Origin of the sequence: Paraburkholderia sp. SIMBA_054, from assembly GCF_046534875.1 — a bacterium.
GTDB lineage: Bacteria > Pseudomonadota > Gammaproteobacteria > Burkholderiales > Burkholderiaceae > Paraburkholderia > Paraburkholderia hospita.
This window is the reverse complement of sequence record NZ_JAWRXV010000101.1, coordinates 1-21,817: the sequence shown is the minus strand read 5'-3', so window position 1 is coordinate 21,817 and position 21,817 is coordinate 1. Positions and strand designations below refer to the sequence as shown.

At 63.4% G+C, this 21,817-nt stretch carries 17 protein-coding genes; 3 read left to right on the top strand and 14 right to left on the bottom strand.

Features of this window, described 5'->3' with window-relative positions:
- Positions 1–218: 218 nt before the first annotated feature.
- The 9 genes from SB822_RS52100 to SB822_RS52060 all read right to left on the bottom strand — a co-directional run bounded on the left by SB822_RS52100 (position 219) and on the right by SB822_RS52060 (position 9,201).
- Positions 219–1,067 carry an ureidoglycolate lyase gene (locus SB822_RS52100; protein ID WP_009769733.1) on the bottom strand — a complete coding sequence of 283 codons (849 nt, stop codon included), beginning with the start codon at positions 1,065–1,067 and terminating at the stop codon, positions 219–221.
- Between the two features lie 74 nt (positions 1,068–1,141).
- Entirely contained in the window at positions 1,142–1,885 is a 744-nt protein-coding gene (locus tag SB822_RS52095; RefSeq protein WP_007746083.1) for an SDR family oxidoreductase, read from the bottom strand.
- A gap of 88 nt (positions 1,886–1,973) precedes the next feature.
- Positions 1,974–2,804 (bottom strand): amidohydrolase family protein, encoded by an 831-nt coding sequence (locus SB822_RS52090; RefSeq protein ID WP_410858455.1) that lies wholly within the window; start codon positions 2,802–2,804, stop codon positions 1,974–1,976.
- Between the two features lie 15 nt (positions 2,805–2,819).
- The gene (locus SB822_RS52085; protein ID WP_410858457.1) at positions 2,820–3,860 is read right to left on the bottom strand and encodes an aldo/keto reductase; all 1,041 of its coding nucleotides are present in this window, start codon (positions 3,858–3,860) and stop codon (positions 2,820–2,822) included.
- A 53-nt stretch (positions 3,861–3,913) separates the two neighbouring features.
- A complete protein-coding gene (locus SB822_RS52080) occupies positions 3,914–5,233 on the bottom strand; it encodes a UxaA family hydrolase (RefSeq protein WP_410858454.1) in 1,320 nt (439 codons plus the stop codon).
- Between the two features lie 16 nt (positions 5,234–5,249).
- Positions 5,250–5,567, bottom strand: coding sequence for a UxaA family hydrolase (locus tag SB822_RS52075; RefSeq protein WP_009769737.1), 318 nt, complete (start codon positions 5,565–5,567; stop codon positions 5,250–5,252).
- A 1-nt stretch (position 5,568) separates the two neighbouring features.
- Positions 5,569–6,603: an ABC transporter permease gene (locus SB822_RS52070; protein WP_410858453.1), complete on the bottom strand. Its 1,035-nt coding sequence runs from the start codon at positions 6,601–6,603 to the stop codon at positions 5,569–5,571.
- A complete protein-coding gene (locus tag SB822_RS52065; RefSeq protein WP_410858456.1) occupies positions 6,593–8,119 on the bottom strand; it encodes a sugar ABC transporter ATP-binding protein in 1,527 nt (508 codons plus the stop codon). The genes SB822_RS52070 and SB822_RS52065 overlap by 11 nt, the downstream gene beginning before the upstream one ends.
- 32 nt (positions 8,120–8,151) lie before the next feature.
- Complete coding sequence (locus SB822_RS52060; protein WP_410858452.1) at positions 8,152–9,201, bottom strand: sugar ABC transporter substrate-binding protein; 1,050 nt, start codon at positions 9,199–9,201, stop codon at positions 8,152–8,154.
- 324 nt (positions 9,202–9,525) lie between these two features.
- Here SB822_RS52060 and SB822_RS52055 point away from each other — a divergent pair, with 324 nt between their 5' ends.
- Both SB822_RS52055 and SB822_RS52050 read left to right on the top strand, forming a co-directional pair.
- Positions 9,526–10,326 (top strand): IclR family transcriptional regulator, encoded by an 801-nt coding sequence (locus SB822_RS52055; RefSeq protein WP_007746062.1) that lies wholly within the window; start codon positions 9,526–9,528, stop codon positions 10,324–10,326.
- Positions 10,327–10,753: 427 nt separating this feature from the next.
- Positions 10,754–11,296: a hypothetical protein gene (locus SB822_RS52050; RefSeq protein WP_007587667.1), complete on the top strand. Its 543-nt coding sequence runs from the start codon at positions 10,754–10,756 to the stop codon at positions 11,294–11,296.
- Between the two features lie 8 nt (positions 11,297–11,304).
- On the opposite strand, the gene SB822_RS52045 is transcribed toward SB822_RS52050, so the two are convergent.
- Positions 11,305–13,731 (bottom strand): GNAT family N-acetyltransferase, encoded by a 2,427-nt coding sequence (locus SB822_RS52045; RefSeq protein ID WP_410858451.1) that lies wholly within the window; start codon positions 13,729–13,731, stop codon positions 11,305–11,307.
- Between the two features lie 340 nt (positions 13,732–14,071).
- Between SB822_RS52045 and SB822_RS52040 the strand changes: the two genes are divergently transcribed.
- A complete protein-coding gene (locus SB822_RS52040; protein ID WP_410858450.1) occupies positions 14,072–14,941 on the top strand; it encodes a LysR family transcriptional regulator in 870 nt (289 codons plus the stop codon).
- Between the two features lie 90 nt (positions 14,942–15,031).
- Here SB822_RS52040 and SB822_RS52035 read toward each other — a convergent pair whose 3' ends face one another.
- From SB822_RS52035 to SB822_RS52020, 4 genes are all read right to left on the bottom strand, one after another.
- Positions 15,032–16,633, bottom strand: a complete 1,602-nt coding sequence (locus SB822_RS52035; RefSeq protein WP_410858449.1) for a peptide chain release factor 3 — start codon at positions 16,631–16,633, stop codon at positions 15,032–15,034.
- A gap of 294 nt (positions 16,634–16,927) precedes the next feature.
- A complete protein-coding gene (locus SB822_RS52030) occupies positions 16,928–18,004 on the bottom strand; it encodes a fimbrial protein (protein ID WP_410858448.1) in 1,077 nt (358 codons plus the stop codon).
- Positions 18,005–18,073: 69 nt separating this feature from the next.
- A complete protein-coding gene (locus tag SB822_RS52025; protein WP_410858447.1) occupies positions 18,074–20,695 on the bottom strand; it encodes a fimbria/pilus outer membrane usher protein in 2,622 nt (873 codons plus the stop codon).
- 220 nt (positions 20,696–20,915) lie between these two features.
- Positions 20,916–21,656 (bottom strand): fimbria/pilus periplasmic chaperone, encoded by a 741-nt coding sequence (locus SB822_RS52020; protein ID WP_410858446.1) that lies wholly within the window; start codon positions 21,654–21,656, stop codon positions 20,916–20,918.
- Positions 21,657–21,817 lie beyond the last annotated feature (161 nt).

The window sequence follows — 21,817 nt, the reverse complement described above, 5'->3', positions numbered from 1 at the left end:
GCCTACTTTTCTTTGCGGCGGCAAAGAAAAGTAGGTGCCGCCCCGCACAGGGGCGACGCTTGAAGCACGAAGGCAAAACGCGGATGCCAGCGAAAACACAAGCAAACCAAACCGCCCTCGGCATAAAACCATCAAACCCGGATGCCACCGCAAAGGCAGAAAAACCCGAACCGCAAATGCCATTGCAAAACGGCAAAAAAACTCAGCGCCGCAGGCAATTACTCCGCCGCATAAGTCTTCTGCTGCTGCTCCCCGAGCCCCTCAATCCCGAGCTTCACAGTCTGCCCCGGCTTCAGATAAACAGCCTCAGGCTTCACGCCCATCCCCACTCCTGGCGGCGTGCCAGTAGAAATCACATCCCCCGGCTGCAAGCTCATACACTGCGACAGATAAGAAACAAGCTTCGCCACACCAAACACCATGGTCTTGGTGCTGCCATTCTGATACCGATGCCCATCCACCTCGAGCCACAGCTTCAGATTCTGCGGATCCGCAACCTCATCACGCGTAACAACCCAAGGCCCAATCGGCCCAAACGTATCGAACCCCTTGCCCTTATCCCATTGCCCGGCGCGCTCGATCTGCCACTCACGCTCGGACACGTCATTGATCACGCAATAACCCGCCACATAATCGAGCGCATTCGCCTCATCGACATACTTCGCTTCCTTGCCGATCACCACGCCCAGTTCCACTTCCCAATCGGTCTTCTTCGAGCCACGCGGAATTTCAATCCCGTCGTTCGGCCCAACGATCGCGCTAGTCCACTTGTTGAAGACAACCGGCTCGCTCGGCACAGGCAGATTCGACTCAGCGGCATGGTCCGCATAGTTCAACCCGATACACACGAACTTGCCGATCTTGCCGACACACGGCCCGATGCGCGGATTGCCTTCGACAACCGGCAGCGTCGCCGGATCGATCGCGCGCAATTCGCCAAGCGCCGCATCCGTCAACGTGCTGCCGTCGATATCGCCGACCACTTTCGACAGATCGCGAATCTTGCCTTGCGCATCCAGCAAGCCCGGCTTTTCCTGGCCCTTCGGTCCATAACGAAGCAGTTTCATCGCTGCAGTTTCCTCTGTTCAGTGATTCCGTGGTTCATAAACGTGGTCAGCGCTTCATGCACGCGCTGCGTGGCTCAGTTCGACCAGCCGCCGTCGATCACATGCGCCTGGCCCGTCGTGAACCCCGACTCGTCGGACGCCAGATACAACGCCAGCGCCGCAATCTCCTCCGGCTTGCCGACACGGCCCATCGGCTGACGCGCGACGAACGCAGCGTGCACCGCTTCGACCGTCGCGCCCTGCGCCTTCGCCTGCTCGGCGATCCGCTGCTCGAGCGAAGGCGAGTGTACCGTGCCCGGACAGATCGCGTTACAGCGTACACCCCGCGTGACGAAATCCGCGGCGATGGCCTTGGTCAGACCGATGACAGCGGCTTTCGATGCGCCATACACGAAGCGGTTCGGCACGCCCTTAATGCTCGACGCCGCCGACGACATATTGATGATCGATCCGCCGCCCTTCTCCAGCATCGCGGGCAGGAACGCGCGGATCATCCGGTACATTGCCTTCGCGTTCAGATCGAATGCGAAGTCCCAGTCTTCCTCGCTCGCTTCGAGAATCGAGCCCGCATGCACGTAGCCCGCGCAATTGAACAGCACATCGATGGGACCGAGTTCCTGCGCAAGCGCCTTGATCGCCGCGCCGTCGAGCACATCGAGCTGGCGCGCTTCGACGGGCTTGTCCTTGAGCGCGTCGATGCGGATGTCGGTAGCGATGACGCGCGCGCCTTCACGCGCGAAAAGCTCGGCCGTCGCGAGGCCGATGCCTTGTCCCGCTGCCGTGATCAAGGCCGTCTTGCCGGCCAGTCTTTGTACCATTTAAGGCTCCCGTTGGATTGGCGTTTGAGTCATACCGGGTATTGCAACGGCTGCTCACCGGCGCGAATGTGGAATTCCCGTTGAACCGTCAAAGCCGGTAGAACGCTGCCGCATTGCCACCGAACACCGCGTCGCGTTCGGCATCGGATATCGACGCAAGTAGCTCTGTCGCAATCGAATGCCACAGCAGGTAGTCGCCGTTGAGATTCAGCACCGGCCAGTCGCTGCCCCACATCAGGCGGTTCGGCCCGAATGCGGCAAGCAGATGATCGACGTATGGACGCAGCGTCGCTTCCGTCCAGCCTTGCGCGGCTTCCGTCGCGAGGCCGGACAGCTTGCAATGCACATGCGGCAATTTCGCGAGCCGCGTGATGCCCTCGGCCCACGCGTGCCAGCCCGTGCTGCCGTCGCGGATCGGCGGCTTCGCGCCGTGATCGATCACGACGCGCAGTTGCGGAAAGCGCTCGATGAACGTTCCCAACGCATCGACGTGACGCGTGAAAATCAGTGCATCGAATGCGAGGTCGTGGGCGATCAACGCATCGACGGCGGGCTTCAGCGCGGGGTTGGCAATCCAGTTGTCGTCGGGCAGGTCTTGCAGCATCGGCCGCACGCCCTTGAATTTCGGATCGCGCGCGAACTTGGCGATCAATGCGGGCGCGTCGCCATCGAGCATCGGCACCCAGCCGACGACGCCCGCAATCGACGCTTCATTGCGCGCGAGATCGAGCAGATAGCGCGTCTCATCGACAGTCTGCGCGGCCTGCACGACGACCGTGCGCGACACGCCCGCGCGTTCGCGCAGCGGCGCGAGATCGTCGGGGCCGAACGTGCGATAGAGCAGCGCGAGATCGGGCGTCAGCCAGCCGTAGTCGCCGCGCTCGGGGTTCCAGTAATGCTGGTGTGCGTCGATTTGCATGATGTGATCGAACCGCTAGTCCTTCGGCACGGGCGCGCGTGGATCGAGCAAGCCTTTGTCGCGCAGCGCCTGCCAGAGTTCGGCGGGAATCGGCTTGTCGAACGAAGCCACATTCTCGCGCAGTTCGCCCGCGTTGCGCGCGCCCGTCAGCACCGTCGCGATAGCGGGGTGCGCATACGGAAACTGCAACGCGGCGGCAGCCAGCGGCACGCCATGCACCTTGCACACTGCTTCCAGACGCGCGACGCGCTCGATCACTTCCTTCGGCGCCTCGCCATAGTTGAACTTCAGATCGCCTTCGACGCCGCGCGCGAGAATCCCCGAATTGAACGCGCCGCCCAACAGAATGCTGACGTTGCGCTTTTCGCATTCGGGCAGCAGGTCGTTGAGCGTCGCCTGTTCGAGCAGCGTGTAGCGGCCCGCGAGCAACGCGCAATCGATGTCGAAGTCGCGCATCACGTCGAGGATCGCCGCGCCTTCGTTGACGCCGAGACCGACGGCTTTCACAGCACCTTGCGAGCGCAGATCGTCGAGCGCGCGGAAGCCGCCGCCTTGCGTGAGCTGTTGCCAGTAGTGCGCGTTGCGCTCGCCATGCGTGACGACGCCGATGTCGTGCACGAGCAGAATGTCGATATCGACGATGCCCATGCGCTGCTGGCTGTCTTCGAACGAACGCAGAATGCCGTCGTGCGTGTAGTCGTAGATCGCTTCGAACGGCAGCGGATTTTGCCAGCCTTCGCTGCCGTCATACGGGTTCTTGCGCGGCACGAAGTGACGGCCGACCTTGGTCGACAGCACGAACTCGTTGCGCGGATAACGCCGCAGCGCATCGCCCAGGCGATGCTCGGCTTTTGTGTGTCCGTAGTGCGGCGCGGTGTCGAAGAAGCGCACGCCCGCGTCCCACGCGGCCTGAACCGCGCCGAACGCTTCTTCATCGGACAGGTCGCGATACAGTCCGCCGAGCGGCGCGGTGCCGAGCCCCAGACCTGTGACTTCGAGCGCGCGGCCGCCGATGCGGCGCCGCTTGCGCACGTTTGAACCCGCCGCGTCCGTCATCGTCTCGCTCTCCATGTTGTGTTTTATGTTCAACCCAGCGCTCACCGCAACGCTCACTGCGCGGCCACGCTGACCACCCGATGCGGCAGCGCCGCATTCGACGGCAGGCACGCCGGCCCGACGGGCTCGAACGTCTTGTACGTAAGGATAAACTCCTGATGCCCGAGCGACTCCGATTTCGACGCCGCGCCCTGCGCGACAGCGAGGGTGACGTCGAACACTTCGCGGCCCACTTCGTCGAGTGTCGCGCGGCCTTCAAGGATACGCCCTGCGTCGACATCCATGTCGCCGGACAGGTTGCGGTAAGTATTCGGATTCGCGCAGACCTTGATGACGGGCGAAATCGCCGAACCGACCACGGAGCCGCGACCCGTCGTAAACAGAATCACATGCGCGCCGCACGCGATCAGTTCCGCGATCTCGGCGTTGTCGCTGATGTTCGGAAAGCCGAAGCGCGGCTCGCCATCCGGCACGACGTCGAGCAGATAGAGGCCGCCTGTGGGCGGCACATCGCCCGGCTTCACGATGCCGACGATCGGCGACGCGCCGCTCTTCGCATACGCACCGAGCGACTTCTCTTCCTGCGTCGTCAATCCACCGTCCGCGTTGCCGACGGCGAAGCTGCCATGGCCGAGTATCGAGTAATAGCGCGCGGCCTTCGCGACGCACGCAACGATTTCATCGCCGAGATCGTCGCGCGCTGCGCGGCTTTTCATATGAAACTCGCAGCCGACCAGCTCGCCCGTCTCTTCGAAGATGCAGGTCGCGTCATGCTCGATGAAGTGATCGAATGCGCGGCCCACGGCGGGATTCGCCGTGATGCCGCTCGTGCCGTCCGAGCCGCCGCAGATCGTGCCGATCACGAGTTCGGACAGCGCCATCGGCACTTTCTTTTGCTTCGCGAGTTCGCTGCGCGCTTCGCGCACCCAGTCGACGCCGTATTGAATCGTGCTGCGCGTGCCGCCTTTTTCCTGGATCGTCAGCACGTGTACCGGGCGGCCGCTCGCGCGCACCACATCGACGAGATAATGCTTGTTCATGCTCTCGCAACCGAGCGACACGAACAGCACCGCGCCGACATTCGGATGCGTCGTCAGTTGCTCCATCATCTTTTCGGCGTAGCTGTTCGGATAGCAGCCCGGAAAGCCGATCAGATGAACGGGCGCTTCCAGCTCTGCGGAAGGATCGTCGAACGCATCGAACGAAGGGCGGAACTGCGCAACGATCTCGCGCGCGACGTGATGCGCGCATTCGACCAGATAGGCGACGGCGACCACGTTGCGGATGCCCTTGCGTCCATCGCTGCGCGGATAGCCTTGCAGCATGGGCAGCATTGCTGATTGCGCGGTATTTGCTACGGAAATGTCGGTCATGTTCTGTTGGCCCGCGTCAGTGATGGACGAATGCGTGGCCTGCGTCGTGTGTATAAGTGGGCAGGTAATCGCTTTCGAGGTTGTGCGTATGCAGATGCTCGCCGCGCGCGACATCCGTCGTCACGTGGCCGATCACCGCGCCGTAACGCAGCACTTTCTCTTCGCTGCGCAGTGCACGGCGCGCGACCTTGTGGCCGAGCTCGATCGTCTTCGCGAGCGTCACGTGCTCGCCTTCGATCTCGATCTGCGTGCCGGCTTCGAGCCGCGCGCCAGCGATCAGGCAGTTGTCTTCGGGACTCAGCAGAATCAGGCGGTGATCCGTCATGTGCGTCATGTCAGTTTTGTCCTTCGCCGCTGGCAAGGCGCGCCACCATCAGCGAGCCGAGAATGATCGCGCCGTAGATCGCCTGAATCCAGAACGACGGCACCTGCGCGAGCGTCAGCAGGTTCTGCACGACACCGAGCAGCAGCACGCCGGACAGCGCGCCAAGCATCGTGCCCTTGCCGCCATCGAGCGAAATGCCGCCGATCACGGCCGCCGCGAACACGGTGAAGATCATGCCGTTACCCTGGTTCGCGTTGATCGCGCCGACATAGCCCGTCACGACGAGGCCGCCAATCGAAGCGAGCACGCTGCCGAGCACGAACACGCCCCACGTGATGCGCTCGACACGAATGCCCGCCGCGCGCGCCGCTTCCGGATTGCCGCCGATCGCATACAGCGCACGGCCCAAGCGGTGATAGCGCAGCATAAACGCGGCGATGCCGAACGCCACGGCAGCCAGCCACACCGACAAAGGCAGACCGAGCACGATCGTCGTCGCGAGTTCGAAGAACGACGACGGCATGTCGAACAGCGTGCCGCCCTTAGTCGCGCCGACCAGCATGCCGCGCAGCACGATCAGCATCGCGAGCGTGACGATGAACGCGTTCAGGCGCAGCCGCACGACGAGAAAGCCGTTGATGAAACCGATCACAGCGCCGACCACGAGGATCGCGAGCAGGCCAGCCGCAGCCGGCCATTCGAACCCGAAACCCGCGGAAGCCGCGGGCATCACGAGCATCGCGCCGACAGCGGGCGCGATGCCGACCGTCGATTCAAGCGAAAGATCGAACTTGCCCGTCAGCACGATCAGCGATTCGGCGAGCACGACGAGCGCCAATGCCGCCGACGCGCCCAGCACGCTGATCAGATTCGCCTTCGTCAGAAAGCTCGGGCTGACAAACGCGCCGATCACGATCAGCAACGCAAGCGCGGGCACCAGCGCGAGATCGCGCAAACGCGCGAACTCGATACGCGGACGCGCGGCGCCCGAGCCCATTCCTTGAGCCGATTGAGCCGACGCAAACGCAGGCACACTATTCTTCATGGAGACTGACTCCTTCAACGGATGCGATCAGGTCGTTGTCTTCCCAACCCGCTGGAAACTCGGCCGCGATGCGGCCACGGAACATCACGAGCACGCGGTCGCAGACGCGCAGATCGTCGAGTTCGCCCGATGCGACGATCACCGACTTGCCCTCTTCGCGCACGCGATCGACAACCGACAGCAGCGCTTCTTTCGATTTCACGTCGACGCCCGCCGTCGGATCGATCAGCACGAGCACGTCGGGATCGGTGGCCAACGCACGCGCCATCACGACCTTCTGCTGATTGCCGCCCGACAGACCCGACACGACATGCTCGGGCCCTTGCGCGACGATGCCGAGCGCGTCGATCATCTTCTTGCCGAACGCGTTCTTCTTCGCGGGCGGCGCGATGCCGAACTTGCCGAGCATGCGCGCGATCGTCATCGACGCGTTTTCTGCAACTGATTGCGTAAGCACCAGTCCTTCGTGATGACGGTCCTTCGGCACGCAGCCGATGCCACGCCTCAATGCAGCGGGTACGTCGCCGAGTGGCAACGCTTCGCCGTCGACGCGAATGCCGCCGCGATGCGGCTTGCGCAGCCCCGCGATTGCTTCGGCGACGCTCGTGCGTCCGCTGCTCGTCGCGCCCGTGAGTCCCACGACTTCGCCGCGCTTCACGGCGAACGTGACGTCCTCGTAGTCCGCGCCCGTGAGTGCTTCGACTTGCAACGCAACGGCCGTCGCGGCGGGCAGCGGTTGGCGCGAGGCCGCGTCGGTGACATTGAGGCCGCCGCGCTCGCCCGTCATCGCTTCGATCAGCTGCTCGCGCGGCAACGCCGACACAGGCGCGCTGACGATATGCCTTGCATCGCGCAACACGGTGACGGCCTGGCAAATCTCGTACACCTCCTGCAAGTGATGCGAGATGAACAGGAACGTCACGCCTTCGCGCTGCAACTCCTCGATACGCCTGAAGAGCCGCTTGATTTCGTCGCCGTCGAGCTGCGCCGTTGGTTCGTCGAGAATGATGAAGCGCGCGCCATACGACAGCGCCCGCGCGATCTCGACGAGCTGACGCGCTTCGACAGTGAGGTCGCCGGCGCGCGCGTCTTCGCGCACGTCGATCTTCCAGTGATCGAGCAGCGCACGCGCATCGCGACGCATCGCGCGCCAATCGATCACGCCATTGCGCGTCTGCTGCCGGTTGATGAACAGATTCTCCGCGACGGACAGTTCGCGGATGATCGTCGAATGCTGATAGACGCACGCGACGCGCTCGCGCCACGCGTCACGGTCGGCGATGGGCGGCGCTAGCTCGCCGCCGAATCGCACTTCGCCCGTGTCGGACTTGCGCAGGCCGGTGAGAATCGACACCAGCGTCGATTTTCCCGCGCCGTTGCGCCCGACGAGCGCGTGCGACTCGCCGGGCAGCACGCGCATGCTGACGTCTCTCAGCGCCGCGTGGCTGCCGAAGCGCTTGCCTACGCCAAGCGCCTCGACGACCGCGCGCGTGGATGCGTTCGCGTCGTGGGTCATTTGCTCGCTCACTTGCTTGCTCACTTAGGCGCTCATTTGAGCGTGTTGCCCCAGAGGTTCTTGTCGTCGACATTCGCCTTCGTCACGAGCGGCGCCGGCAACTGGTCTTCGAGCACACCGGGTTGCAACTGCACGATGTTGCTGCCGTGATCGGTCGGACCCGGCTTGAACGTCTGCCCGGCGAGCGCGGCCTTCATGTAGTACAGGCCGTACTTCGCGTACAGGTCGGCGGGCTGCGAAATGGTCGCGTCGATTTCGCCCTTGCGGATCGCGTCGAACTCTTGCGGAATACCGTCGTTGCTGACGATCACGACATGCTTCGCGTCGCCGGCGGGAAACAGCATCTGCTTGCGGCGCAGCGTCTGCAGCGTCGGCGACAGATAGACGCCGCCCGCCTGCATGTAGATCGCCTTCACATCGGAATTCGCGGTCAACAGGCTATCCAGCGAACTCGCTGCGACATCGCCCTTCCAGCCGGCCGGAATCTCCAGCAGCGACAGCGCCGGGTAGTTCTTCAGGCACGCGCGGAATGCTTCCGAGCGGTCGCGTCCATTGACGGACGCCAGATCACCCATGATCTGCACGACCTTGCCCGACTTCACGTGCTCGCCGATGTACTTGCACGCATTCGTGCCGTACGCGCGGTTGTCGGCGCGCACGACCATCGCGACCTTGCCTTGCGTCGGCGCGACGTCGACGGCGACCACGGCCACGTTCTTCGCCGATGCCGAATCGAGCGCGCGGCTGATCGCCGCCGAATCGATCGGCCCGACGACGATGCCCTTCGCGCCCAGATTCACCATGTTGTTCATGTCGGTGATCTGCTGCGCGGGATCGTTGTTCGAATTGACGGGCGCGAGGATGTCGATGCCCATTTCCTTCGCGTACTTCGGCAGATAGTTGTTGTACGACTGCCAGAACGGCGACGTGAGAAGCGGCAGGCCGAGACCGACTTTGCCTGTGTCAGCCGCCTGCGCGGCCGTGCTGAACGTGATGCCCGCGATGCACGTCGCGGCCACGGCGGCCGTCAGCGTGTTCTGAACGAAACGGCGAGCCGCGCGCGGCTCCTTGGCGAAACCCATGCTTGTCTCCTGTGTCGATGGGAGTAAGCGCTTCAGCGCTTACGCCCATCCCATGCACGTCAGTGCACTCGACGGAAGCGGCTTCTTATGCCTGCTTACGTCTGCGTTGTGGGAAGAGGAACCGGCGAACCGGGTGCATCGACCTTTCACTTTCTTATGGGCATTGGTGCATGCATTCACCAATGAACGTATTATTCATATACGAATATTGACAAGTCAACGTGACAGGCGTGGGTGTTTTCCCTGGAGCCGTGCGCCCTGTGTGACAGTCCTCTGACAGCCGATAATCAAATGCGAACGTCAAACACGAACCGACTGCCGACGATGGATGTAGAAGACAAAGACGACGCCGACCGATATCGCGCGCCTGCGCTGGACAAGGGTCTGGACATACTCGAACTGCTTGCCGAGCAGAAGAGCGGCTTGACGCGCGCCGAGATCACGAAGCTGCTGGGGCGCAATGCGAGCGAGATGTACCGGATGCTGGAGCGGCTGGTGGCGCGTCAGTATGTGGTGCGGTCGGCGGGGGGCGACCGGTATTCGCTGAGCCTGAAGCTGTATGCGCTTGCGCATCGGCATCCGCCGATGAACCGGCTGATTTCCGAGGCGTTACCGTTGATGCAGCGCTTTGCTGCTGATGCTGAGCAGTCGTGTCATCTTGCTGTCTACGACCGTGGCAATCTGCTTGTGATCGCGCAGGTGGATGGGCCTGGCACTTGGGGCATTTCCGTGCGGCTCGGGTCGCGGGTGGGTTTGATCGATACGAGTTCGGGGCGCACGATGCTCGCGTTCCAGACGCCTGAGCAGCGGGAGCATATGCTCGCCGAGCACACCAAGGTCAAAGGCGAAGTGACGATCGATCATGGCGCGCTCGAAGGCGCGTGCGAGACCATTCGCGCGGCTGGGTTTTCGCAGAAGGACAGTCAGCAGATTTTTGGTGTCACCGATTTGACGTTTCCTGTGCTGACGGCGTCAGGGCAGGCGATTGCTGCGATGACTTGTCCTTTTCTTAAGCGGATTGATGAGTATGTGGCGCCTTCGCTGGATCAGGTTACGCAGATGTTGCGGGAGATTGTGCAGGGGTTGTCGATGTTTGCTGAGCCTGAGGTGAGGTCGGGGTCGTAGTTTGGTTTTTTCTGTTCTTGCGGTTGCGCGGCGCGGGCGTTTTGGTTGTTCTGGCCTTTGCGCTGCATCCGTGTTTTGTCTTCGTGGCGCGGGCGGTTTGGTTTGCTTGTGTTTTGCGCTGGCATTTGCGTTTTGTCGTCGTGGCGCGGGCGGTTTGGTTTGCTGGTCTTTGCGCTGGCATCCGCGTATTGCCTTCGTGCTTCAGGTGCCGCCCCGCACAGGGGCGACGCTTGAAAGGCAAACACCATCACGCGGATGCCAGCAAAAACACAAGCAAACCAAACCGGCCGCGCCACGAAGACAAAACGCAAATACCAGCACAAAGCCCCAAACCCCAAACGGCAAATCCCCAACCCCAATGCGATAGAATGTCGCCCCTTCCCAAACCTCCAAAATCCCCTTGCGCCCACGCGCAACCCAAACCTTTATGGCCAAACTTCTGTCCGACCTCGAATTCCAGCGTTTTTCCGAACTCCAGCAGAAGCAGACAAGCTTCATCATCACAAGCGAAGAAGCCGACGAACTCCGTGAAATTGTCTCCCGTGCGCAGCAAAAACGCGACGACCGGTCCGCTGCAATGAAGCAGATCGAAACCTTCATCACGCAATTCGACATCTCGCCCGACGAACTCTTCTCGGCCGATCAGATCGGCGACGCCGCCCGCAACTTCGGCCTGATTCCAGCCGCAAAGAAAGAACGCATGCTGCCGCCGACAGTCACGTTCAACGGCAAGCCATATCAATGGACACGCGCGCTGCCCGACGAAGTCCGCGTACCGCTGTTCGAAGCCTTCACGGCAGGACAATCGGTGAAACTGTTCATCGCGACACCAAAGGACGCAGTGCGCTGCGCAGCAACGATCGCGCGACTCGAACGCGAAACAGGCGCGACGTACGCTCCCGAGTGGCTCGAGGAACTCTCCGTGTCACGCGAACAGGTAGACGCGGCAGCGATGAAGCTCGCGGCTTAAACACACGCTCAGCTACGCGTACTAGTCGAGGCAGAGGCAGAACACGCAGGCGACGCGCCGAACCCCACGGCGCCCCGTTCATCCGGCTGATCGAGCGCCATCCGGAAGCCGACCACGCCCGGGTCTTCCGTACGCGTCGTCGTGAAGCCGACAGCCGTCGCCAGCCCGATCATCGCCGAGTTCTCACGCAACGCCTCGCCGATGATCCAGTGCGTGCCGCGCGAGCGCGAATACGCGATGATCCGCTCCATCAACAGACGCCCTAGCCCCTTGCCCTTCTGATCCGAACGCACGGCCATCGCGAACTCGGCCGTTTCGTTGTCCGGGTCCGCGACGGCACGCACGACGCCAAGCGTGTGCGTCGACCCGTCGTCGTTCTGTGTCGTCGCGATCAACGCCATCTCGCGGTCGTAGTCGATCTGCGTCATGCGCGCGAGCTGCGAATGATCGAAGCTGCCAACCGCGCCGAAAAAGCGCAGGCGCAGATCGTCGGGCGTCATCGATTCGACGAAATCCCGATGCGCCGCTTCGTCTTCCGGGCGAATGGGCCGCACCGTGATGCGCTGACCGCGCCAGTCGAGCGTCTCTTCGTAGCGCCGCGGATACGGCATGATCGCGAAGCGCGTGCGGTTCGCCGACAACCACAGACGCGGCGCAACGATCGCCGCGCCGTTTCTCATCACGCGCAACGCGAGCTTCAGCGACACGATCTCGCGTATCTCCGACACCGCCTGCGAGATCGACGTCAGCGTAGTCAGAACAGGCTCGGGCGCGACTTCGCGCGAATACGCCGAGTTCGACAGGATGTCGTCCGATAGCACGGGGTTCAGCGGCGGCAGGCCGAACACGCACATCGGCCGCGCTTCGTCGTGCTCGGGCGGCGCGGTGAAACGGAACACTGGGCCGAAGTTGGCGTCGTCGCGCAGCTCGACCGTGATATCGACGACGGCACCGTCACGCGCTTCTTCAGGCACCGTGCGCACGCCGAAGTGCGCGAGCAGCCGCGCCGCGTCGTCGCCTTCGAGTAGCGTCACGCCCGACGAGAGCGCCGCGCATGCCTGCGCCTGCGCGGCATCGATCGCTTCGGGCACGCGCGCGGCTTGACCTTCGGGCGTCTGCATCAACAGCTCGCGCACGAGCCGATACTCGACGAGACGCTCGAACGCGCGCGCGAGCCGCTGCGGCGTGGTGTGCACGGGTATGCCGTGCTCGTGCAACGCATCGCGCGTCTCGCGCTTCAGGCCGCCAAAAAAGCACGCCAGCAGCCCGCGATACGCGTAGCGCTGATTCGCAATCAACGCCTGCGCGACTTCCTCGACGGGCGCGCCGTGCGTCGACGCGTGCACGACGAACGCCGTCCCCGTCGAACGCTGATCGGCGAGCACCTTCAGCGCCGTGCCGAAATGCTCGGCGCGCGCGTCGCTGCCAAGCAGCAGCGGATTGCCGGGCACGGCGCGCGGCAACGCTTGCGCAAGCGCATCGACGGCGCCTGGCGGGCACGGCGCGAGCGTGTCGCCGGCGGCCTTGAACGCGTCGGTGGCGAGCGTCGCGACGCCGCGGTCGCTCGTGATCAGCGTCGCCGTCGCGCCCGCCGCGACGCGGCCCACGCCCAGCGTTTCGATTTCATCGAGCAGATCGTCGAGCGCATCGACGCGCACCACGCCCGCGCGGCGGAACGCGGCCGTGTAGAGCGCGTCGTTGGGATCGCTGCGGCCCGAGCGCAACGCCAGCACCGGCTTGTTGCGCGACGCCGCCCGCGCCGCCGACATGAACTTGCGCGCCGACTTCACGGAATCCACTTCGAGCAGGATCGCGCGCGTGCCGGGGTCGCTCGCGAGATAGTCGAGGACGTCACCGGCATCGACGTCGGCTTCGTCGCCGAGCGCCACCGCGTGCGAAAAGCCCAGGCCGCGTGCATGTGCCCAGCCGAGCACCGCGTTGGTCAACGCGTTCGACTGCGACACCCACGCGACGCCGCCAGAGCGCACCGTCACGGACGGCGCGCCGAGATGCGCCTTAAGCGCGGGCGTGATGACGCCAAGGCTGCCCGGCCCGACAATGCGCAACAGATGCGGCCGCGCGGCGGCGAGCGTGTGGCGCACGTCGGCGCGGTCGTCATCGCAGCGCGCCTCGCCGACGATGATCGCCGCGCGCGTGCCGCGCCCGCCGAGCGCGTGGACGATGGCGGGCCACGTCGACGGCGGCGTGCAGACGATCGCAACGGTCGGCGCGTCGGGCAGATCGCCCGCGTTGCCGACGCAGGCGTGGCCGTCGAGCATGTCGTACTTCGGATTGACGGCCCACACAGGGCCGTCGAAGCCGCCTTCGATCAGCCGCTTCCAGACCATTGCGCCCGTGCTGCCCTCGCGCTTCGAGGCGCCGATCACGGCAATGGATTTCGGGCGAAACAACGCGTCGAGATTGCGTACGGTCACGGGCGCTCCGCGAATGAGTGGGTGCGCGGTCTAGGCGCGCGATTTCATCAGGATAGGCGATGCGCGGGGCGCTGTGGGGCGGGTTCGTCGAAGGCGGCGGGGTTCATCTGACGTTAGCGCGTGCTACAGGCCAAACGGAGCGCTGGCGGATTCGACCGTCGCGCAAGCGCGCCATGCGTCCGCCCACTCCCGCCCTGCACACCATGTAGAATCGCCTCCACGGCGCGTGGCGCGGCTTTCCGGCTGCGGCGCCGCTTCCGGCGCGCCGCTGTTCCGCGTATCGGTCAAGAAAGCGCATGCGGGTGTAACAGAGAAGAACGATGAGACTGAAGGAAGAGTTATGCGGCGTCTGCCCTCGCTGATCGCGTTGCGCTTTTTCGAAGAGACGGCACGGCACTTGAGTTTCAACCGCGCTGCCGTCGCGCTGTGCGTCACGCAGGGCGCCGTCAGCCGGCAGATCAAGATTCTCGAAGAATCGCTTGGCGCGAAGCTTTTCGAGCGCGATCACAAGGGCATCCGCCTGACGAAGGCGGGACAGCAGTTGCTGCCGTGCGTGTCCGAAGCGTTCGACACGCTGGAACGCGGCACGCGTCAGGTCACGACGGCCAAAGGACGGCGGCGGCTCGTGCTGTCGGTGCCGCCCACTTTTGCCACGCAATGGTTTTCGCCGCGGCTCGGCTCGCTCGCTGTCGAATTGCCGGACGTCGAGCTGTCCGTGCGCACGGAACCCACAGACGACTGCCACTGCAACATCCGCTTCGGCCGCGCCGCGCTGGCCGATGCGCATTCCGAGCTGCTGATGATCGAGCGGCATACGCTGGTCGGCGCGCCTCGCCTTGGCGGCGAGCCGCTGGACAAGCTGCTGGAAACGCTGCCCGCGCTGCACGTGCTGCACAACGACGCGCGCCTGAACCTCTGGCCCGACTGGCTCGACAAGGCCGGCCTGCCTGCGCATTACGCCGACAACGGCATCGAGTTCTCCACGCTCGAACAGGCCATCCACGCGGCGCGCAAAGGCGTGGGCCTCGCGATCGTCGATCGCAACATGATCATCGAGGAACTGGGCGAAGGCAGCCTCGCGCCGATGTCGGATATCGAGGTTAGCGGCCCTTATGGCTACTGGCTCGATATCGCCGAGCGGCATGCGACGCTCGAACATGTGCAGGCGTTCGCGAGCTGGATGCGGGAGCAGGTACTGGCGATGTCATAAAGACCTGCAATTCGCCGATGGCCTCAAAGCAAAAGGCCGTGTTCGTTGGAACACGGCCTTTATCTTTTCGCGGCGCGGTAGTGCAGCCTGTTACATCGCCTTCCTGAACGGCGCGCCCGAATGTTCGCGCAGTTCGTTGAACACGATCTTCGGCCACGCCTTTTGCGCGACTTCGATCTCCGAGACGTGCGACGCGAGATAGGTCGGCGCATCGGCGGCATCGTAGGCAATACGCTGCGCGTAGGAATCGCAGAAGCGGCGCAGCTCGGCGGCATCGTCGCAGGTCACCCAGCGCGACATCCGGTAGCGCGCCGGCGCCATCCGCACATCGACCTTGTATTCCGTCGACAGACGGTGCGACACCACTTCGAACTGCAGCTGTCCGACCGCGCCCAGAATCGTCAACCCGCCCATGACCGGCTTGAACACCTGGATCGCGCCCTCTTCGCCGAGCTGCTTCAGTGCTTCGCCGAGCTGCTTGGAACGCATCGGATCGACCACTTCGACGGTCTGGAAGATTTCCGGCGCGAAGAACGGCAAGCCGACGAATTGCAACAGTTCGCCTTCCGTCAGCGTATCGCCGAGACTCAGCGTGCCGTGATTCGGGATACCGATGATGTCGCCCGCGTACGCTTCGCTGACCGTCTCGCGGCGCTGCGACAGGAACGTGACGACGTTGTTCGCGCGGAACGTCTTGTTGTTGCGCGTAACCTTCAGCGCCATGCCGCGTTCGAAGCGCCCCGAACACACGCGAATGAACGCGACGCGGTCGCGGTGCGCGAGATCCATGTTCGCCTGCACCTTGAACACGACGCCCGTGAATTTCGGCTCTTCCGGCAGCACCGGGCGCTGCACGGTCAGTCGCGCGGACGGCGGCGGCGCGAGATCGACAAGCGCGTCGAGAATTTCCTTCACGCCGAAGTTGTTGATCGCCGAGCCGAACAGCACAGGCGACTGCTGGCCCGCGAGGAACTCGTCGCGATCGAACGAGGGCGTCGCGCCCGTGATCAGGTCAATCTCTTCTTTCGCACGCACCCACGCGTGGCCGAAGCGGCGCTCGCCTTCCTCGTCGCCCGGCGCGCGCAGCGTTTCGACTTCGCCGCCAAGCGTGTCCTGACCCGCTCGGAACACGCGCACCTGATCGTTCTGGATGTCGTAGACGCCCTGGAAGTCCTTGCCCATGCCGATCGGCCAGGTGAACGGCACGGCCGACACGCCCAGATGCTGTTCGATTTCGTCGAGCAGATCGAGCGGCTCGCGCACTTCGCGGTCGAGCTTGTTGATGAACGTGACGATCGGCGTCTTGCGGCTGCGGCACACTTCGAGCAGCTTCAGCGTCTGCGCTTCGACGCCGTTCGCGCCGTCGATCACCATCACGGCGGCATCGACGGCCGTCAGCACGCGGTACGTGTCTTCCGAGAAGTCCTCGTGGCCCGGCGTGTCGAGCAGGTTGATCACGCAGTCGCCGTACTCGAACTGCATCACCGAACTGGCGACGGAAATGCCGCGCTGCTTTTCGATTTCCATCCAGTCGGACGTCGCGTAGCGGTTGCTCTTGCGGCCCTTCACGGTGCCCGCGATCTGGATCGCGCCCGAGAACAGCAGCAGCTTTTCCGTGAGCGTGGTTTTACCCGCGTCCGGGTGGGAAATGACCGCGAACGTGCGGCGGCGTTTGAGTTCGGAGACTGACATCGTGTGAGGCGGCAAATAGGGTTCGTGCACTCTGAGCGGCGGCTTCCGTTCCGCTCCGCCCGGCGGCGAGGCGCGTCAGGTGTGGGAATCGGGCGGGTGTGAACGCGGCTCGCGCGGCGGATCCGGGCCGTCCGGCGACGCAGGTCGCGCGTGGCGGTAAATCGTGCAGGGATGCCGGCTTGGGGCAGCGCCGGGACGAATGATACACGTCGCGCGCGCCGTCGAATGAAAATGCAGCACCCGCGAGGCCGCCGACGGCCGCCGACGGCCGCCGACGGCCGCCATCGCCAGCCTCTATTGATAAGACATTGTAAAAGTAATCGTTCCTTTCACGCTGCCTGGAATCAGTGTCCCCGGAGTGCGAACGTATTGCGCAGTGAGGGGAATCTGCATTTGACCGCCTGCGGCCACGCCCGCGAACCACTGGTTGATATTGCCTGCGCTTGCCGAATCGGGTCCGAACGCAATTGGCGTCGAGCCGCCAAGAATCTGCAAACCAACCCCGCTAGCAGACGAGCCTGGCGCGAGCCCCAGGATGGTCGAGCGATTGGACACATTGGAAGCGTCCGTGAAGGTCACATTCACATTAACGCCGCGAGGACAATTGACGTTCAAGGCGAACACGGTGGCGCCCGTCGTCGCTCCAATAGCAGGAAGGTTCGTCACAAATGCCTTGGGTAGTGTCACGGCCACGTCCGGCGTGGTCACGCTACAGCTAAGCGCGGTAACGACCGCTGTCACCGAAAGACTCGACCCCGTGATCTGGCTCGATCCATCCGACGCTTTGACGACAAGCCACGAGCCGACCTGGTAGGACAGCGCATTCGAACCGCTGAGATCGATTGGACCGGTCGACACCAGATCGACACGCGTCTGGAGATAACCCGTTCCCATGGCCCCTCCGGAGACGGTGAAGTTCCAGCTAACAGGCGTCAAAGCAGGCGAAGCCGGCATATTGTAGTAGCCGCCCGTATTTGACCAGATGTAGACACGCAAGCCGATGCCCGGGATGTTGGTCGCGTAGGTGCCTGAAGTGCCTGCACCGGACATCGCAAAAGTACTTATGCTGGGCACGCCGTTGCCGCATGAAAACGCCTGATGCACGCCGATGCTGTCATACGAAGCCTGCTTGCTCGCAATGACTGAGCCTACTGCAACATTTTTTGGCACGTTTATGCTGCCGAAGTTGACGTTCGCGGCCGCAAAGCTTCCGTCCAGGAACGAGCAGGCGGCGTTTGCCGTGCCAACGCCGCATAGGGCAAGCACGCACACGACGGGCATTAGAAGGTCGCGTAGGGTCGTGAAATTGCGGATACGCACAAGCGTATCGAACCAGCCGTCTATGCTCGAAATACTGACTAACTTGCTCATGGTTGTTCTTTGTTCTGAAAAGTAAGCTTGGAAAGTTGACGTCTCAGATTGCTCTTCCGTGGCGGGCGCTTAATTCACCAGCTCCAGCGACTTCGCGAGATCACGTGCAGCTTCCGCTCGCAGCTGATTTGTATCGCTCACACACGTCCCTTGTGTCGAGATGTAGACGACTCCCGAATTCTTCGTTTGCGTTGGCAGCGTATATGCAATTCGACATTGTTCCGTCGCTGCGTCGCCCCACTTGACCACCAGCGTCCCCTTATCCTCGATACCGCGCGCAAAGATCCGGCTGTCCTGAGCAACCACGCCAACGTGATTACCGTTCGCATCCAGCACATCCGCGCCGAACGGCAACGGTGCACCGCCCATCTGCGGCGCGCGAATCAACGCTGCACGCCCCGTCACCGTCTTGTACTTCAGCATCACAACCGAGCCGAGACGCGGCACCGCACGCTCCGACGTCGACACGAACTCCACATCGCTCGACGAACCCTTCGGGTCGATATCCACCGTGTTCATCCCGTACGCCGCGAGAAACGGCACGACCGCGTAGCCGTGCGAATCCACCTTCACACCCGACGCGCTCGACACCGTTGCGCCTTCCGCGCCCTTCGCCTCGACGATGCCGAACGTATCGCCAACCGTCTGCGAGAACGTCACGCCGCCCGGATGCGCGACGACCGAGCCGCTCACGCCCGCCGAGACCTGCGCCGAATGCGCGCCGCCGCTGGCTGATGCCGTCACCTGTGCAACCGGCGCACGCCAGGTGCCGCTCGCGCCGGCGCTCGCGTTGACGCCGCCCGACGCTGCCTGCCCGACCGTGTCGTACACGTTATAAGAATACTGATTGCGCTCGCCCGCGGCACCGCCCAGGCTGGTCTGCATGCTCGATGCGCCCTTGCCCGCATTGAGGTTGGTCGACAGCATCGGCGAGTGTTGCGTATGGCCGAGCGGAATCGACGTGCTCAGCATCACTTCGTTCGACAGCGTGCCGTCCGCGCTGCGCGTGCGGCCTGCCGTAACACTATAGGTCCCGTATTTGAAGCCGTTCGAGTAGCCCAACTGATAAAACATGTCGCGTCCCGGCCGGTTCCAGTAGTGCTGCGACGAAACGTTGGCGAACACCGCGCCGCGATCCTTAAGCGTCTGGTTGACGGTCAGTTGCAGACGGCCGCGTTCGCGGTCGGCTGCGTTGACGTCGCTGCCATGCAGCGCGGCGTCGCGCAGCCGGGCGGCGTCGGCGAGGCCGAGATAGCCGCTGTCCGAGTACCGGTACGCGCCAAGCGCGATGTTGGTATTGGTTGCATCGATGAACTTGCTGTAGCCGATATGCAGGCTCTGACCTTGCTGCGCACCGACGCCAGGCAGTTGCGTACGCGCCGTCGTGAGGTCGCTCGCGAGTGCGCCGTATTTTGTATTGAATGCCGCGCCGAGATTAGCCGCAACATAGCCGTTCGATGCAATGCCGCCGCCATAGAGCGTGACGAGATTCGTCAACCCGCGCTGCACCGTGAACTGCGTGAAGCCGGGTTTCGTCTGCAACGATTCGTCGCGCAGTTGACCGGCCGTGAAGGCGAAGCGCGTCGTGCCAGGGCGCAGCGACTGCGCAACGGCCGCGTAAGGCACGGAGAAGTGCTTCGTGCGGCCATCGGCTTCCGTCACCGTGATGTCGAGGTTGCCGCCGTAGCCGGTCGCGTAGAGATCGCTGATTTCGAACGGTCCCGGCGACACGTTCGTTTCATAGATAACCTGGCCATTCTGACGGACCGTCACGCGCGCGTTCGAATCGGCCGTGCCGCGCACGACGGGCGCATACCCGCGCAGCGATTCGGGCAGCATGCGGTCGTCGGTTGCGATCTGCGCGCCGCGAAACCCGATGCTGTCGAACACGTCGCCCATCGTTTGGGCGTCGCCAAGCGTGACCTGCGAGCGCAGTTTCGTGACGTCGTGCTGAACGTAGGTGGCGATGTTGTCGAGCTGGATCGACTGGCCCGTGCCCGCCGTCACCGACGACTGATGCCGGAAGTGCCACGCGCCGATGTTCACGCCGGCGTTCAGACCCAGATACTCCTGTGACGCTTGCGTGCCGCCGCTCGCCGTCCGGTAGGCGTTCGCGTTGTAGCTGAGAAAGCCCGCGTCGACGCCGTTGTCCCAGAGTTCCGGCGCGACGTAGCCGCGCGCCAGATTGCGCATGTACTTCTGCGGGGTCGTGATGTTCAGCTTCTGCTCGTTGAAGTCGAATTCGACCGTTGCGTCCGGCACGCTCGCGCTGACATCGACGCATGCGTCTGCACCCTGATCCGCTGCGTTCGTCAGCTTCGTGAAGTCGACGCCGTACGCTTCGAGCATCTTGCGCGTGAGACAGGCGCGCGCGTTCTCGCCTTCATGCACGGCGGTGAAGCGCACGCTCTCGCGCGCGACATGGTTGTCGTTGATCGAGATATCGACCGTATAGGCACCGGGCGACACGATGTTGCCGCGGCCAAGGCGCGCGACATCGACCCGTTGCGAATCGATCTGCAGGAAAGTCGTATCGAATTCGACCGCTTCGGCCGCACACGCGGCGCCTGCGCTCATGAAGCCCGCCATCGTGAACACCGACAGCACGACGGCCGTGACGGGATTCAGCATGAACGAACCGGCTGTTGCACTAGCCGGGCGTTGCGATTTGCGTTGGAGTGAGGGTTTCATGATCCGATAACTTCGATTGGCCTGTCGATCAGGCATGAATCGATGTTATGGATTTACGAGATAGGAGTACCTCAGACGATTCCTAATTTTGAGATGCCCAAGACCCGCGCGCGCAAAGGCTCAGCGCGTGCCAGATGGCATCACGCGACTGCATTTTTGAGATTTCAGAGAGGGAAAGGCGGCCGGCGGACCGAGCGCCTCAAAGTGAAGGCGAGACGTGTTAAGGAGCGATGTCCGCGTCGCCTTCGATCGCACCGCCGAAGTCGTTGATCGCGACGTAGTGAACCTTGCCGGACTTCACGCCGTTCATCTGCGGCACGGCGATGATCTCCTTGCCGCGCGGCGCGACCATGCCGCCGCGGTCGTTTTTGTAAGTGGCGCCATTGGACGACACCCTGATCTCGCTGAACGACACGTGATACGCAGTCGGATTCGACACGGCGAGCGCCTGACCCTTGCCTTCCGGGGCCGGCACGACCTTCCAGTCGAGTTGGCGCGGCGCCTCGTCCGGTGTGCCCTGCAGCTTCGGCGGACGCACGAAGACCTTGATCCGCGTGCGATAGGCGAACTGCAGCGTGTTCGCGTCGGGCTTCGCATCGGCTTTGGGCGGCACGTCCAGCACGTTGAGCCAATACACCGACTCGCGATCCTGCGGCAGCGCGTCGCCGCTGTACATGACGCGCAGCGTCTGCGACTTGCCCGCGTCCATGCGGAAGATGGGCGGCGTGATGACGAACGGCGCCTTGCTGTCGCCCGGCTTCGTGTCGACGTTGCCGTCGTCCATCCATACCTGCACCAGCGAAGGCGCGCGGCTGTCGTTGTTCAGCTTGACGGTCACTTCGCGCTGATCCAGCGGATACACGACCCGTGTGCCGCCAATCGTCACGCTCGCCTGAGCCACGCCTGCGAACAGCGCACATGCCACACCCACACCAGCCAGCAACCGACCCTTCGTCTTCATCGCCTTCACCTTTAGCTACGCGTTTATCGAAACAATGTTGCTGAAGAAGGCGTTTTCCGAAACAAACGCCCCCTTCGATGCCGCTTAAGTGTTCACGAAAAATTAACTTGGAATTTCGAACCATATCCGTTGAGCAGAATTTCCAGCTCCGCATCGATGGT

Excerpts from the sequence above, each read along its gene's own strand:
- SB822_RS52090 (WP_410858455.1), bottom strand. The coding sequence starts at position 2,804 with ATGCAAATCGACGCACACCAGCATTACTGGAACCCCGAGCGCGGCGAC.
- SB822_RS52040 (WP_410858450.1), top strand. The coding sequence starts at position 14,072 with ATGCGGCGTCTGCCCTCGCTGATCGCGTTGCGCTTTTTCGAAGAGACG.
- SB822_RS52055 (WP_007746062.1), top strand. The coding sequence starts at position 9,526 with ATGGATGTAGAAGACAAAGACGACGCCGACCGATATCGCGCGCCTGCG.
- SB822_RS52030 (WP_410858448.1), bottom strand. The coding sequence starts at position 18,004 with ATGAGCAAGTTAGTCAGTATTTCGAGCATAGACGGCTGGTTCGATACG.
- SB822_RS52100 (WP_009769733.1), bottom strand. The coding sequence starts at position 1,067 with ATGAAACTGCTTCGTTATGGACCGAAGGGCCAGGAAAAGCCGGGCTTG.
- SB822_RS52070 (WP_410858453.1), bottom strand. The coding sequence starts at position 6,603 with ATGAAGAATAGTGTGCCTGCGTTTGCGTCGGCTCAATCGGCTCAAGGA.
- SB822_RS52060 (WP_410858452.1), bottom strand. The coding sequence starts at position 9,201 with ATGGGTTTCGCCAAGGAGCCGCGCGCGGCTCGCCGTTTCGTTCAGAAC.
- SB822_RS52095 (WP_007746083.1), bottom strand. The coding sequence starts at position 1,885 with ATGGTACAAAGACTGGCCGGCAAGACGGCCTTGATCACGGCAGCGGGA.
- SB822_RS52075 (WP_009769737.1), bottom strand. The coding sequence starts at position 5,567 with ATGACGCACATGACGGATCACCGCCTGATTCTGCTGAGTCCCGAAGAC.
- SB822_RS52050 (WP_007587667.1), top strand. The coding sequence starts at position 10,754 with ATGGCCAAACTTCTGTCCGACCTCGAATTCCAGCGTTTTTCCGAACTC.
- SB822_RS52020 (WP_410858446.1), bottom strand. The coding sequence starts at position 21,656 with ATGAAGACGAAGGGTCGGTTGCTGGCTGGTGTGGGTGTGGCATGTGCG.
- SB822_RS52065 (WP_410858456.1), bottom strand. The coding sequence starts at position 8,119 with ATGACCCACGACGCGAACGCATCCACGCGCGCGGTCGTCGAGGCGCTT.
- SB822_RS52025 (WP_410858447.1), bottom strand. The coding sequence starts at position 20,695 with ATGAAACCCTCACTCCAACGCAAATCGCAACGCCCGGCTAGTGCAACA.
- SB822_RS52085 (WP_410858457.1), bottom strand. The coding sequence starts at position 3,860 with ATGACGGACGCGGCGGGTTCAAACGTGCGCAAGCGGCGCCGCATCGGC.
- SB822_RS52035 (WP_410858449.1), bottom strand. The coding sequence starts at position 16,633 with ATGTCAGTCTCCGAACTCAAACGCCGCCGCACGTTCGCGGTCATTTCC.
- SB822_RS52080 (WP_410858454.1), bottom strand. The coding sequence starts at position 5,233 with ATGACCGACATTTCCGTAGCAAATACCGCGCAATCAGCAATGCTGCCC.